Below are 15,377 nucleotides of genomic sequence, written 5' to 3' on the forward strand. Positions count from 1 at the left end.
TACTTGCTTTTTGGGTATAATAAAGGATAATTACTCTATTTAATCTTTGCCCAAAAAGCATAATAAGACATTCAACTTTAATACTCTCCTCATATTACTAATATCTGTACAGCGCAGGACAGGTGATTCAGTAATCGATAAGTTGAAGTGTAGCTGCGCAAATAGTTAAAAACATCATGTCGATATTAATTTATTAACTTAATAGTAGGATTTTTTGCATGTCCTTTACATCGCTAGGACTTTCCGAGCTTATATCAGAAACAACTAAAACATTATACGAAACACCCACTACTCTACAACAACAGGCTATTCCCGTTATTTTACAAAATAACGACTTAATGGTTGCCACTCCAACCGCAGAGACAGGAAAAGTTGGTAGTTTTGTACTCCCCATTATCGAAAAATTATTCCCACAAGGGAATGTAGCGCATAAAGCGCCTACTTCAAAACAACCAAAAGTACTTATTTTAGTAGCTTCCACAGACGAAGCGATTCAAATCACAGAATACTTTAAAGCCTATTCCTTTGACTTTTCCATGACGGTAGGCTGTGTTTTAGATAGCACAAATAGCGCGCTACAAACCAAAATACTTAGCCATGGGGTTGATATATTAGTAGCATCCCCCACTCGCTTAGTAGAACTTATTGAACAACAAGCTGTTGAACTATCAGCAGTAGAAATTTTTGTATTAGATGAAGCAGAGCAGTTAACTAATAACGACTCTATTAAAACAACTAAGCAAGTGATTGATCTGCTACCAGCAGAACGTCAAAATTTACTTTACGCTGCAAACTTTACAGATGATGTTATTGTACTTGCTCACTTTTTGCTTAAAAACCCTGAGCGTATTGAAATTAATATTACACCCTCTATTGAACATATTAAACAAAGTGTATTTTATATTCCAACACGCCAAAAAGCAGCCTTACTGACTCATCTAATCAATAAACACCAGTGGCCGCAAATACTACTATTTACCCGTACTAAATACGGTGCTAGTCGCCTCTCCAACTACCTTACTAAGAAAGGTATAAACTCAGCGACCATCCATAGCAATAAAACTCAAAATGCACGCAATAAATCCCTGATTGATTTTAAAGAAAATTTAGTACAAGTTTTAATTGCTACAGATATTACTACTGAAAGTTTAGAAATAAATCAATTACCTTGTATTATTAATTTTGATCTGCCTTATATTGAAGATGACTATATACAACGTATCAATACTATTGATAGCGTTGGCGAGGCTATCTCATTTGTTAGTCCAGAAGAAGAAAAGTTATTACTTGTAATTGAAGACTTTATCAAACAAAAAATTGCTGATGGTGATATGAGTGATTTTGTGTTTGATGCAGAAACAAACGAAGAAAATAATGATCGTTTTAGACGTATTTTCCGCCACCCTGCGGTAGGTAGAAAATCACGCAAAAGAAAAACCACGCTAGGTACTGATGAGCCAATTGAAGCTCCTGCTGCGGAAGATCTAGATGACGACTTAGCAGAAAAAAGAGCTAGTCGCGTTAGCAAAACTAATTTTAGTAAAGCCAAAACTAAAACAACACGTAATCCTTACAATAAACATAGAAGAAATGCGCCTGTAAGCACTGTATCATTAGATGACATGCCTCCAGATCGTCCAGAAGATGAATTCCGTGATGACGAATACGATAATTTTGGTAACAGTGTAGACTATATAAGCCCTTACCAAGACAAGGCTAAGAATGCACGTGGCAAGCGTTTTACAAAAGCTACTCCACCAACTACAACACCAGTAGCAAGCGCAACTAAAACCACCACGAGCCGTCCACAACGAGCTAAAACAACCAAACCGAAAACAGCAACTACTAATAATAGCCAAGCAACTGATCAACGTCGTCCAAGAAATTCTTTATATAGACGCAACAATCGCACTAACACCCCTTTGACCACTCCTTCTTCTACACCTCATAGAAAAAGAGAGATAATGACTGCCTTACCGTCAAGTGAACTAAAAGAGCCACAACAAAGACGTACACCAACTACGACTCCAGCCATTATTCATCGTAAACACTCAAGAGTAGACCGTTTACCTACTATTGAACAATTAGACAGTATGCCAAATCGTCATATTCCTAAGAGTGAAAAGCCTATGTTGCTTTCACGTAAGAATTTAGATGATGAATAGGTAATGCACCTAATTGACACACATAACCACCTTGGTTGCGAAGACTTTAACAAGGATCGCGACCAAGTTTTAAAAAGAAGTATCGAATTAGGCGTTATAAAACAAATTATGGTGGGCGTGTTTACCAATGAATGGCAACACACTATTCAATTAGCACAGCAACACCCTTCACTCTATGTGGCCTGTGGTATACATCCCATGTATATTCCATCAGCACAACAAATACCTCAAGCGCTTGATCTGCTAAAACAGCTTTTTGCAACCGCTGAGAACTCTCAAAAACTCTGTGCCCTTGGCGAAATTGGTTTAGATTACTACATTGATAACTACGATCAAGATCAGCAACAACAGTTATTTAAACGCCAATTAGCTATTGCTACAGAGTATCAGAAACCTGTATTACTCCATGTTAGAAGGGCACATGCTGATACGATTAAAATTTTAAAAAGTCTAAAATTTAAACTTGGTGGAATTGCTCATGCTTTTAGTGGTAGTTATGAGGAAGCTAAAGAATATATCAAACTTGGTTTTAAAATCGGCTTAGGTGGTGCAGGCACTTACCCACAAGCGCATCGTATGCACCGCGTATTGCAACAGCTACCACTGGAAGCCATTGTATTAGAAACCGATGCGCCTGACCTTTCCCCTGTTGGCCAACAAGGGCAACGTAATAGTCCTGAGTTTTTACCTGAAATCTGCCAACAACTGGCCAAAATTAAAGGCATTTCAGCAGAGCTTCTTGCCGAAGCCTCCACCCAAAATGCCTGTCAATTATTTAATTGGGACTATAAAAAAATTATAGTAACTATTCAACAGCTATAATTTCTACATCAAATAAAATATCTTTACCTGCTAATGGATGATTAAAGTCGATCACTACTTCTTTATCATCAAAACGACTTACCATACCTGGTAAATCCGAACCAGCAGCATCCTTAAACATAAACATTAAGCCAACTTCCATATCCATCTCTTTAAAATGAGCACGTGGTATCACTTGTACATTTTGTGGATTAGGTTGACCAAAGCCTTGTTCTGGTTTGATAAGAAATTCTTGTTTATCACCTGCCTTCATACCAATAAGCACTTGTTCAAAACCTGGTAATAAACTGCCATCTTTCATGGTAAAAGTAGCGGCTTGCTTATCACGTGTACTATCAATTACATCCCCAGAAGTTAACTTAAGGGTAAAATGTAATGTCACACGGCTATTATCGTTAATACTACTCACTTTTACTTTCTCTCTTTTTAGCAAAGAACAACATATCTATCACTAGCATAGCTGCACCAATACTAATAGCAGTATCTGCTATATTAAAGGCAGGGAAATAATAATCGGTATGCCAATGGGCTAAAATAAAATCGACTACATAACCAAGTACCACACGGTCATACAGATTACCCAAAGCGCCACCTAGCACTAATGCTAAGGCAATAGCTAGCCATGTTTCTTTATTGGATTTAAGGCGTGTCAACCATATCACTAAGACAATACTAACAGTAAAGGCAATACCAGCAAACAACCACTTCTGCCAACCAGAATGATCTGCTAAAAAGCTCCAAGCTGCCCCAAAATTATAAGTATGAAACCAAGCCAAATAGTTAGGAATAACCTCTACCATTTGTTGCAAGGGTAGATAGTTCACTGTCCAGTATTTAGTGGACTGGTCAATAATAATGACCAGTACCGATACCCAAACCCAAGGTAATTTACCAAAACGTGCCATCAAGGATAAGCCTTCTATAGATTAATAAATATGTTATACATTGTGACGTTCTTCGCCTGCACCATAAACATTGGTAATACAACGTCCACAAAGTTCAGGATGATCAGTATGCTGGCCAACATCTGCCACATAATGCCAACAACGACCACATTTCTGATTGTCAGATTTTTTAACCGTTAACTGTAAATCTGCTAACTCAGTGGCTACTGCATCGGCAGGTGCTTGTTCAAAAGGCAACATATTCGCCTTAGAAGTAATCAACACGAAACGTAATTCATCACCTAACTTATTTAAAGCAGTTAATAAACCACCCTGTGCATACAAAGTAACCTCTGCCTGTAAACTACCACCAACTACTTTGTTATTACGTTGGTTTTCAATTTCTTTATTAACCGCTGTTTTAACCAACATAATTTGTTGCCAGTAATCACGGTCTAATTCAAAACCTTCTGGTAACTCTGTTAAACCGTTATACCAAGTATTCAACATCACAGATTCATTGCGTTTACCTGGTAAATAACCCCAAGCTTCTTCGGCAGTGAAAGGTAAAATTGGTGCAATCCAACGAACTAAGGCTTCGGCAATATGGAATAATGCAGTTTGGCAAGAACGTCTTGCTACACTATCTTTAGCAGTAGTGTATTGACGGTCTTTAATTAAGTCTAAGTAAAAACTACTTAACTCTTGGGTACAGAAGTTATGTAATTTCTGATAAACCTGCCAGAACTTATATTGTTCATAAGCATCATTTAGTTCACTTTGCATTTTTGCAGCTGCGTCTATTACCCAACGATCTAAAGTTAATAACTTATCTGTTGGCAATAAATCTGTGGCTGGGTCAAAGCCTGATAAATTCGATAATAAATAACGAATGGTATTACGAATACGACGGTAGGCATCTGCATTACGTTGGAAAATTTCATGGGATGCAGCAATCTCACCTGAGTAATCCACTGAAGATACCCATAAGCGTAAGATATCTGCCCCCAACTTATCCGTTACTTCCTGTGGTGCAATCACATTGCCTAATGACTTAGACATTTTGCGACCATTTTCATCCACTGTGAAACCATGGGTTAATAGGCTACGATAAGGTGGATGATCGTCAATTGCACAACCAGTTAATAATGATGAGTGGAACCAACCGCGATGTTGGTCAGAACCTTCCAAATATAAATCAGCACGAGGACCGCTAGCATGGCCTAATGGGTGAGAACCACGCAATACATGCCAATGGGTGGTGCCTGAGTCAAACCACACATCTAAGGTATCACTGATTTTGTCATATTGCTCAGCCTCAGCACCTAATAACTCAACTGGGTCAAGCTTAAACCAAGCCTCAATACCTTGTTTTTCAATACGCTTCGCTACTTCTTCCATTAACTCAACAGTACGTGGGTGTAAATCGCCTGTTTGTTTATTTAAGAAAAAGGGAATAGGAACGCCCCAGTTACGCTGCCGAGAGATACACCAGTCAGGACGTTTCGCGATCATATCGTATAAACGTTCTTTACCCCACGCAGGGAAAAACTGAGTATGCTCAATACCTTGTAATGAACGTTCTCGCAAAGTCTTACCATCAGTAGGTTGAATATCCATTCCCACAAACCATTGCGCTGTTGCACGATAGATTAAGGGTGTTTTATGACGCCAGCAGTGCATATAACTATGAACAATCTTCTCATAAGCCAATAAACTACCTACTTCTTTCAGCTTTTCAATGATATTTGCATTAGCTTTCCAAATAAATTGACCACCAAAAAAAGGTAAATCTTCGCTATAAACACCATTACTTTGGACAGGTGTCAAAATATCATCATTACTCATGCCATAGCGTTTACAGGTGTTAAAGTCATCTACACCATAGGCAGGTGCAGAATGCACAATACCTGTACCTGAAGTAGCTTCTACATAATCCGCTAAATAAATAGGCGATAAACGATCATAGAAAGGATGTTTAAATTTAATAAGCTCTAATTTCTCACCTAATGCCTTTGCAATCACCTTACCTTCAAGCTTATAACGCTCTAAACAATCGTTGACTAAATCCACTGCTAATACCAGTAATTTATCACCAACATCCACTAAACCATATTCTAATTCTGGGTGGAAGTTAAGCGCTTGGTTAGCAGGTATTGTCCAAGGAGTCGTTGTCCAAATCACCGCATAAGCTGTTCTAGGCAAACTGGCTAAACCAAAAGCAGCAGCTAATTTATCAGCCTCAGCTACGGGGAAACCTACATCAATCGCGTCTGATTGCTTATCTTGGTATTCCACTTCAGCTTCAGCCAATGCAGAAGCACAATCGAAACACCAATTAACAGGTTTTAATCCTTTAAATACATAGCCATGCTTAACCATTTCCGCTAAGGCACGTACTTCACCTGCTTCATTAGCAAAGTTCATGGTTAAATAAGGATTATCCCAATCGCCAAGCACACCTAACCGAATAAAATCTTTTTTCTGACCTTCAACCTGTTCCTTAGCAAAAGAACGGCAAAGCTCACGCATTTTATCTGCTTCAATATTCTTACCATGTTTCTTTTCGATTTGGTTTTCAATAGGCAAACCATGACAATCCCAACCAGGGATGTAGGGCACATCATAACCTGATAGAATTTTTGAACGATTAATAATATCTTTGATAATTTTATTGACTGCGTGACCTATATGGATATTACCGTTGGCGTATGGCGGGCCATCGTGTAGTAAAAATTTAGGGCGACCTTCACTAATCTCACGAATTTTTTGGTACAGATTCTCAGCAGTCCATTGTTCAATCATTTTTGGTTCCCGTTGAGGCAAACTAGCCTTCATGGGGAAATCTGTTTCCGGTAAATTCAATGTTGATTTATAGTCACTCATAATAAAAGCCCTAACGGTTTAAAAAGCCACGCGCCTGCCAATAAGCACGGGCATTGGTCACATCATTGTCAATTGCTGCTTTTAACTCATCAAGTGAGTTAAATTTCTTTTCATCACGCAGCTTATGATGAAAAGTAACGCGAAGATGACGATTATAAAGATCGCCAGAATAATCTAATAAATGCACTTCCAGATGAGAACGTCCATCACCATGTACAGTAGGCCTAATGCCAATATTAGCCACCCCACAATAAACTTTACCCTCTAGTTCACAACTAACTACAAACACCCCTCTAAGCGGTGCATGTTTGCGTTTCAGTTGGATATTAGCGGTAGGACACCCTAATTTTCTAGCGAGTTGCTGGCCTTTAATTACCTTACCTGATAATTGGAAAGGTCTACCCAATAATCGTTCAACTAATTCTAAATCATCTGCTAATAGGGCATTACGCACACGGGTGCTACTGATTCTTTGCTCATCTAAATAGACTGTTTTAGCATCTTGCACGGTAAAACCATATTGTTTGCCAGCCTCTTGCAACATGGCAAAATTACCACTACGTTTAGCACCAAAGTGAAAATCATCACCGACTTCAATATGTTTTACATGCAAGCCATCAACCAATATTTTTTTAATAAAATCTTCGGCTGATATTTCTCTAAAGCGTTGATTAAAATGCAAGCATAAAACAATATCAATACCTTGATCTCTTAATAGCTCTAGCTTTTCCCGCACACGGGTTAAACGAATAGGCGCACCTTGTGGATCAAAAAACTCTTTTGGTTGTGGTTCAAAAATAATAGCGCAACTAGGCACGCCCAGCTTTTTAGCACATGCTTTAACATGCTCTAAAATGGCTTGGTGCCCTAAGTGTAGGCCATCAAAATTACCAATGGTAGCCACACAACCTTGTTTAAAATTCTTTAAATCTTGAAGACAGCGAACCAACCGCATAACTGTAAACGCTTTATAGAATAAAAGTTATAAATTATAACGGGAGAACCCCTGACATGCTATAAATTAATTTAGGAAAAACAATCTACCAGTTATTGACTCTATAAAGCTTTATCAACGAGTGGATAATTATTAAACTTTAAAGTTGTGATTCAATAGGCAACCAACTGAGCACCTTAAGAATCATTCGATTAAATATTCCTACTTCTGGATCATGTTTCCATATTCTTTCTGGATCAGCAGTACCATCCAACCAACGTAACTTACCATCTTCCAAAAATAACTCGTAACTGTTATTTTTCTCAACTTTATATTCGTACAGCGCTATTAGCTCTTTCGTTAAAGCTGGATGGACAAATAGCACACCCATTTCTGTATTTAGTCTGGCAGAACGTGGATCAAAATTAAAAGAACCAATAAAACTGGTTTTATGATCAACAATAAATACCTTTGTATGTAAGCTAGCCCCACTAGAACCAAACAAATTTTTATTTACTTTTTGATAAGGCGTGAATTCATATATTTTAATTCCTTCTTCCAAAAGAGGAATTCGATAAGGCGCATAGCCACTATGGACCACCATCACATCTGTTGCAGCCAGTGAATTGGTTACTACACCAACACCAACATCTTGGCTACGCAATTTTTTCAATATTTTCATACCCTCTTCACCAGGTACAAAATAAGGAGAAATTAAAATCAATTGTTCCTTAGCATCTAACCAAAATGGTACTAGAGAATTAACTATCCACTTGTCCTTGCTTAGATCATAAGCTTTTTCAGGAGGGTCTGAATAAACATGCGCGTCATCAGTCCAATAAATTGGTCTTTCATTATTAAAAATTGCTTCTACTGTCGATGATTCTCTTAAGCGTTCTATATAAACATTTTTTATTTTAATGACATCTTCATCAACATCTTTAATATATTGACGCAAACTCGATAACGCCTCTTCTTTAACCTTTATTAATTCCTTCAAAGGAACCGTAGCTATGCTATTCCAAAACTGATCAAAGATAATTTGTGTGTCTTTAACTGCATCACCCAATAACAGAACATCGACATCAAAAAAGTTGGTTTGCTTAGCCGCATCAAAATACTCATCACCAATATTGCGACCACCTACTATGGAAACACGGCCATCAGCTAGCCATATTTTATTATGCATACGTCGATTTAATCTTGATCCTCTATAGACCATTTCAGAGACTTTAAGTAACGTACTCTTGCGACTATAAACAGGATTATATAATCTCACCTCAATATTAGGATGCTGCTCTAAAGTAGCTAATACATTATCTTCAGAAACATTCATATCATCCAATAACAATCGTATCCGTACACCTCTATCAGCAGCCCGTAATAATTCATAACTTAATAAGTTACCCGTTAAGTCATTATTCCAAATATAATATTGTAAATCTAAACTACGACCTGCTTCTTTTGCTGTAATAGCCCTAAGGGTAAATGCATCTAGATTACTATCCAGTAACACCAAACCTGTTTGGTTTGGATGCGCATCAAGCAAAGGATGAAGCGCTTTGTCAATGGTAGTTGTATTGTCTACAGGTAACATATAACTTGCCTTTTTGTCCACGAACGAATTTGAACCACAAGCTAGTAATGATAATAATAAAAATAAATTGCCTAATATGTACGTAATTTTAAGTATTAGCTTATACATGTTTAGTTAGTTATGGTAATCTATTATAGCCTTGTTTAACCCTTCTTTAAGATTTAGTAAAACTTTGTAAATCATTTTATTAGTTCATTACTGAACTAATTCAACTTGCCTTCATCATATATCTGAACTAATTTTTTTTATATTATTCTTTAATGTAATAAATCAATAACTTTTACAGGAAATGTTAAGTTAACATGAACCATAAAAATGCCCTCAATATTATTGTAGTGCTGTTGATTGCTGCTTTTTTCACAGGGCTGTGGGCGATATATAATAGACCTGTTAGTGCGCCTAGCTGGCCACAACAGGTATCTGGCTATTCATTCTCTCCTTTTCATGGGAATCAGGACCCAGCCACAGGAGATTACCCTACAGCAGAAGAAATCAGTAGTGACCTAGCGCTAGTGGCGACACAGACACAAAATATTCGTACCTATTCTGTTAAGGAAACCCTTGGCGCAATCCCACGCTTAGCAGATAACTATGGCTTAAAAGTGACATTAGGGGTTTGGATTAGTAATGATTTAGCAGAAAATCAAAAAGAGCTAGATAAAGCTATTGAAATCGCCAACGAAAATCGTAATGTAATACGTCTGGTGATAGGTAATGAAGCATTATTCCGTGAAGAAGTGACAGTAGATCAAATGATAGATTACTTGGATTATGCGCGCGATAACGTCAAAATCCCTGTTACCACTTCCGAACAATGGCATATTTGGGACAAATATCCTGAATTAGGCAATCATGTTTATTTAATAGCAGCCCATATTCTGCCCTATTGGGAACGTATTCCTGTTAAGCAAGCAATTCCCTTTGTTTTTGAAAAAGTAGCGGTATTAAAAAAAGACTTTCCTAATAAGCCTCTTCTCCTGTCCGAAATAGGTTGGCCTAGCAATGGCAGAATGGAAGGCAAAGCCACTGCTACACAAGCCGATCAGGCTATTTACTTACGTAATCTAATTAATATTTTAAATCAGCAAGGCTATTCTTATTTTATTGTTGAAGCCTTTGATCAGCCATGGAAAATGACCGATGAAGGAGCAGTAGGTGCTTATTGGGGCGTTTATAATTTAGACCGCCAACCTAAATTTGAATTTACAGGGCCTGTGATTGCCATTGCACATTGGAAAATATTGGCAGTTATCTCTGCCATGCTCGCCTTTTTATCTATTTCTATCTTAATGATTGATAGCTCTGCCCTTAAACAAAAAGGTCGTATATTTTTAACCTTTATCGCTTTTGCTTGTGCTTCTACTATTGTCTGGATTGGTTATGACTATACTCAACAATACAGCACTTGGTTCAATCTTATTGTTGGTACTTTATTAGCCTTTGGTGTGCTTGGTATTGCGATTGTGATCCTAACCGAGGCCCATGAGCTAGCAGAAACTGTTTGGACAAAACAACGACGTAGACCTTTCTTACCCATTACAGGAGATAGCACCTATCATCCCAAGGTTTGTATACAAGTACCTTGCTACAATGAACCTCCTGAGATGTTGAAAAAGACCTTAGACGCCTTAGCAAAACTTGATTATCAAAATTATGAAGTGGTTGTTATTGATAATAATACTAAAGATCCAGCCACATGGATGCCAGTAGAAGCTTACTGTAAAGAGTTAGGTTCACGTTTTCATTTCTATCATGTTAGCCCATTGGCTGGTTTTAAGGCAGGTGCTTTAAATTACGCCTTAGAAAAAGTATCGGCTGATGTAGAAATAGTGGCTGTAATTGATGCCGACTATTGTGTTGACCCTAATTGGCTAAAACACATGATTCCCCATTTTAAAGACCCCAAAATTGCTATTGTGCAGTCTCCGCAAGACTATTATGACGAGAATGATAGTTTATTTAAAAAGCTCTGCTACGCTGAATACAAAGGGTTCTTTCATATTGGTATGATAACCCGTAATGAGCGGGATGCTATTATTGAACATGGCACCATGACTATGGTACGTCGCACAGTATTAGATGAATTAAAATGGGCCGATTGGTGTATCACTGAAGATGCTGAACTAGGTCTACGGGTATTTGAAAAAGGCTTATCTGCCGCTTACTGTGAACAAAGTTATGGTAAAGGTTTAATGCCTGATACCTTTATGGACTTTAAGAAACAACGTTTCAGATGGGCCTATGGTGCTATTCAAATTATTAAACACCATTTTAAAACCTTAGTATTTGGTAAAACGAAAGATGGTAAGCGTCTTAGTAAAGGTCAACGCTATCATTTTATAGCAGGTTGGTTACCTTGGATTGCGGATAGTATGAATATCTTCTTTATCCTTGGGTCATTATTATGGTCTTCTGCCATGATTATTAGACCACAACAATTTGACCCACCTTTAATCATCTTTGCACTACCGCCATTAGCCTTATTCTTCTTTAAGGTAGGTAAAATTATTTTCCTTTATAAGAAGGTGATTGGTGTTAACTATAAAGATGCTTTTTTTGCTGCATTAACAGGGCTTTCTCTTTCTCATACCATTGCGAAAGCTGTGCTTTATGGCTTTTTTACAAAAAGTATACCTTTCTTCCGTACACCTAAAATGCGCAGTAACCATGGTTTTTTAGTGGCATTTAGTGAAGCACGAGAAGAAGTGTTTATTATGTTACTACTATGGGTTGCAGTGGCAGGTATATTATTAACCCAAGAATCCCTTGCTTTTGATGTAATGCTTTGGATTATTACTCTCTCTGTACAATCTTTGCCTTATTTAGCTGCCATGGTTATGGCTATGGTGTCATCACTTAAACCTAATAAACAAATGATGATGTCTGCTATTAAGACTCACTAAATCATAAAGCGGTTTCAGTTCTTCTAAAACCGCTTAAGCTATCTAACTACTCAGCGAAACTAATTATTAGGATTAAAGTCACCCCATAATTGCTGAGCAATAGAGAGTATTACGATGGGGGCTGTTTCTGTGCGTAATACCCTACTGCCTAAATGTACTTGCTGAAACTCATACTGTTGCGCTAATGCTATTTCTTCATCGGTAAAGCCACCCTCTGGACCAATTAATAAAGCCAATGAAGAAGGCTTTTGATAATTTCCCATAGGCTCAGCGATTAAATGAAGCATTAATTTTAGATCAGCTTGAACATTTGCTACCCATTCACTAACCGATATTGGTGGATTAATAGTAGGTATTTTAGAGCGTCCTGATTGCTCACAAGCACTGATGGCAACTTGTTGCCAATGTGTCATTCGCTTATCTGTTCTGTCTTCATTTAAACGCACTTCACAACGATCAGTAAATAATGGTGTAATTTCACTAACACCCAGTTCAGTGGCTTTTTGTATCACAAAATCCATTTTCTCGCCACGTGCTAACCCTTGCCCTAAATGAGTATACAGTGGTGACTCACCTAGCCCTGTTAACTGCTTGGTTAAGTTAACCACTAAACTCTTTTTAGTAATCTGGCTAATAGTCCCTAAAAACTCTAAACCAGAACCATCAAATAATTGCACAGGATCATTAACCGACAGACGTAATACTCGCCCCATATAATGAGCTAAATAAGCAGGAACTTCATGCTCCCCTAACTGTAATGGCGTGTTTACAAAAAAACGAGATAATCTCATTTGGTATTTTTTTCCAACTGATTTAAGCGCTGATTAATCGCTGTTTCAAGACCTGCTGCATCTAAGCCACAGTCAGCTAACATACTGGCTGGCGTAGCATGTTCTATATAAATATCAGGTAAACCTAGTTGCAATACGGATTTTAAACAATTTTCTTTTAATAACAATTCAGTTACCGCAGAGCCAGCACCACCCATAATACTGTTTTCTTCAATGGTTACTAATAATTCATGATTATTAGCCATTACTAAGACTAATGCTTCATCCAATGGTTTTACAAAGCGCATATCAACCACGGTATAGTTTAACTTTTCTGCAACCTTCATCGCCTCAGCTAACTGCACACCGAACACTAATAAGGCAACTTTTTCACCTTGACGACGCACCACGGCTTTACCTATTTCAACGGCTAATAAATCATTTTCTACCGTAGCATTAGGCCCCGTTCCCCGTGGATAACGCACAGCCGCAGGGCCATTGTATAAATAACCTGTTGTTAGTAATTTACGTAGTTCATTTTCATCACTAGGGGTCATAATAACCATACTAGGGATACAACGTAGATAAGTTAAATCAAAGCTACCTGCATGGGTTGGACCATCTTCCCCCACTAACCCTGCACGATCTAGGGCAAATAGCACATCAAGATTTTGAATGGCTACATCATGGATTAGTTGATCGTAAGCCCGTTGTAAAAATGTTGAATAGATAGCCACCACAGGCTTCAAGCCATCACAGGCCATGCCTGCAGCTAAAGTCACTGCATGTTGTTCAGCAATAGCCACATCAAAATAACGTTTAGGGTAGCGTTCACTGAATGCCACTAAATCAGAGCCTTCTTTCATGGCAGGGGTAATAGCCACTAATCGCTCGTCTTGAGCTGCCATATCACAAAGCCATTGCCCGAATATATTAGAATATTTAGGAGCTGTTTGTTTTTTGGGTGGTGCATCTAGCGGTTCTAATTTACTAATAGCATGGTAAGCTGTTGGGCTTTCCTCAGCAGGCGCAAACCCCTTACCCTTTTTAGTCACCACGTGTAGAAATTGTGGCCCTGATAAACTACGCATATTACGCAAAGTAGCCACTAACGTGGGTAAATCATGGCCATCTATTGGGCCAATATAATTCCAACCCAAAGCTTCAAATAATGTGGTAGGTGCTATAATACCTTTTGCATATTCTTCAGCTAACCGTGCAATTGTCCACGCTCCAGGCAGATGGGAGAGTAATTTTTTACTGTTATCACGGACATGGCGATAAGCTTGACTAGAAAGTATTTTCGCTAAATGGTTAGACAGGCCACCAATATTATCAGAAATAGACATGTCATTATCGTTCAACACCACCAACATATCTGCATCAACCACAGCCGCATGATTTAAAGCCTCAAAAGCCATACCTGCGGTTAGCGCACCATCACCAATAATAGCAACGCTCTTTTTATGATTATTTTGTAATCTGGCGGCAATGGCCATGCCTAAGGCAGCACTGATAGAAGTGCTTGAATGGCCTACACCAAAACTATCATATTCACTTTCTGCGCGACGTGGAAAGGCTGCGAGACCATCCTTTTGTCGTAAAGTAGCCATTTGTTCACGACGCCCAGTGAGAATTTTATGAGGATAGGCTTGATGGCCTACATCCCAAATTAAATTATCCTCAGGTGTATCATAAACATAGTGTAAGGCAATGGTTAATTCGATCACCCCAAGACCAGCACCAAAATGGCCGCCCGTTTGGCCTACTGTATACAATAAGAATTCACGTAACTCATCCGCTAGTACAGCCAATTCCGCTTCACTTAGGTAACGAAGTTGTTTTGGTGTATCAATGCGATCAAGTAACGGAGTTACTGGTCGTTCTCTCGGTATATCGTAAAAAGTTTTAACCATTAGTAATATTCATTTTTTGTATTCAAGCAGAGCATTTTACCTGATTGCGCCCCGTGTCAAAATAGCTAATTATTTTTATTAGCTATTTTTACTACATTAAATGACCTATCTGAAACTATTTATGTATAGATAATTATAATTAAAACAATGGTTATAACAAAAAATTGCTATTGATACAGCACAGTAAATACTAACCCACTATAGTCACTAATGTGTAGTTATCGTCCTTCACCAAAATAATTTTCTATTAATTCAACCATTGCTTGCATGGCTTGCTGCTCATCGTCTCCATCGGTTATTAGATGAAGCATAGTGCCCTTACTTGCCGCCAACATCATTACTGACATGATACTTTTGCCATCTACCAATGATTCAGGAGTACGTCCAACCTTAATACTACAAGCGAACCGTCCAGCTGTACCTACAAACTTAGCTGCTGCTCTAGCATGTAATCCTAATTGGTTAATAATTTCTATTTGTTTCGACTGCATGTTGTAACA

11 protein-coding genes are annotated in these 15,377 nt (G+C 38.1%); 3 read left to right on the forward strand and 8 right to left on the reverse strand.

The genetic code is table 11. The features are described from left to right. The first annotated feature begins 218 nt into the window (after nt 1-218). Complete coding sequence (locus JHT90_RS12770; protein ID WP_201091616.1) at nt 219-2,165, forward strand: DEAD/DEAH box helicase; 1,947 nt, start codon at nt 219-221, stop codon at nt 2,163-2,165. Between the two features lie 3 nt (nt 2,166-2,168). Beyond that, complete coding sequence (locus JHT90_RS12775; protein ID WP_201091618.1) at nt 2,169-2,987, forward strand: TatD family hydrolase; 819 nt, start codon at nt 2,169-2,171, stop codon at nt 2,985-2,987. Here the strand turns inward: JHT90_RS12775 and fkpB are convergent. The 5 genes from fkpB to JHT90_RS12800 all read right to left on the reverse strand — a co-directional run bounded on the left by fkpB (nt 2,971) and on the right by JHT90_RS12800 (nt 9,288). Further along, entirely contained in the window at nt 2,971-3,396 is a 426-nt protein-coding gene (gene fkpB, locus JHT90_RS12780; protein WP_201091620.1) for an FKBP-type peptidyl-prolyl cis-trans isomerase, read from the reverse strand. The two genes, JHT90_RS12775 and fkpB, sit on opposite strands and share 17 nt — an antisense overlap. Beyond that, the gene (gene lspA, locus JHT90_RS12785) at nt 3,389-3,895 is read right to left on the reverse strand and encodes a signal peptidase II (RefSeq protein ID WP_201091622.1); all 507 of its coding nucleotides are present in this window, start codon (nt 3,893-3,895) and stop codon (nt 3,389-3,391) included. Before lspA ends, fkpB begins: the two co-directional genes overlap by 8 nt. Nucleotides 3,896-3,925: 30 nt before the next feature. Beyond that, nucleotides 3,926-6,757 carry an isoleucine--tRNA ligase gene (gene ileS, locus JHT90_RS12790; protein WP_201091632.1) on the reverse strand — a complete coding sequence of 944 codons (2,832 nt, stop codon included), beginning with the start codon at nt 6,755-6,757 and terminating at the stop codon, nt 3,926-3,928. Between the two features lie 10 nt (nt 6,758-6,767). Next, complete coding sequence (gene ribF / locus JHT90_RS12795; protein ID WP_201091634.1) at nt 6,768-7,712, reverse strand: bifunctional riboflavin kinase/FAD synthetase; 945 nt, start codon at nt 7,710-7,712, stop codon at nt 6,768-6,770. 139 nt (nt 7,713-7,851) lie between these two features. After that, nucleotides 7,852-9,288 carry a phospholipase D family protein gene (locus JHT90_RS12800; RefSeq protein WP_201091636.1) on the reverse strand — a complete coding sequence of 479 codons (1,437 nt, stop codon included), beginning with the start codon at nt 9,286-9,288 and terminating at the stop codon, nt 7,852-7,854. Nucleotides 9,289-9,590: 302 nt separating this feature from the next. Between JHT90_RS12800 and JHT90_RS12805 the strand changes: the two genes are divergently transcribed. Continuing rightward, nucleotides 9,591-12,191 (forward strand): glycosyltransferase, encoded by a 2,601-nt coding sequence (locus JHT90_RS12805; protein ID WP_201091641.1) that lies wholly within the window; start codon nt 9,591-9,593, stop codon nt 12,189-12,191. A 59-nt stretch (nt 12,192-12,250) separates the two neighbouring features. On the opposite strand, the gene JHT90_RS12810 is transcribed toward JHT90_RS12805, so the two are convergent. The 3 genes from JHT90_RS12810 to JHT90_RS12820 all read right to left on the reverse strand — a co-directional run bounded on the left by JHT90_RS12810 (nt 12,251) and on the right by JHT90_RS12820 (nt 15,368). After that, nucleotides 12,251-12,982 carry a 16S rRNA (uracil(1498)-N(3))-methyltransferase gene (locus JHT90_RS12810; RefSeq protein ID WP_201091642.1) on the reverse strand — a complete coding sequence of 244 codons (732 nt, stop codon included), beginning with the start codon at nt 12,980-12,982 and terminating at the stop codon, nt 12,251-12,253. Beyond that, complete coding sequence (dxs, locus tag JHT90_RS12815; protein ID WP_201091643.1) at nt 12,979-14,877, reverse strand: 1-deoxy-D-xylulose-5-phosphate synthase; 1,899 nt, start codon at nt 14,875-14,877, stop codon at nt 12,979-12,981. The genes JHT90_RS12810 and dxs overlap by 4 nt, the downstream gene beginning before the upstream one ends. A gap of 218 nt (nt 14,878-15,095) precedes the next feature. Continuing rightward, on the reverse strand, nt 15,096-15,368 hold the full coding sequence (locus JHT90_RS12820; RefSeq protein ID WP_201091644.1) for an HPr family phosphocarrier protein: 273 nt from the start codon (nt 15,366-15,368) through the stop codon (nt 15,096-15,098). Nucleotides 15,369-15,377 lie beyond the last annotated feature (9 nt).

The organism is Entomomonas asaccharolytica, from assembly GCF_016653615.1.
Classification (GTDB): Bacteria; Pseudomonadota; Gammaproteobacteria; order Pseudomonadales; family Pseudomonadaceae; genus Entomomonas; species Entomomonas asaccharolytica.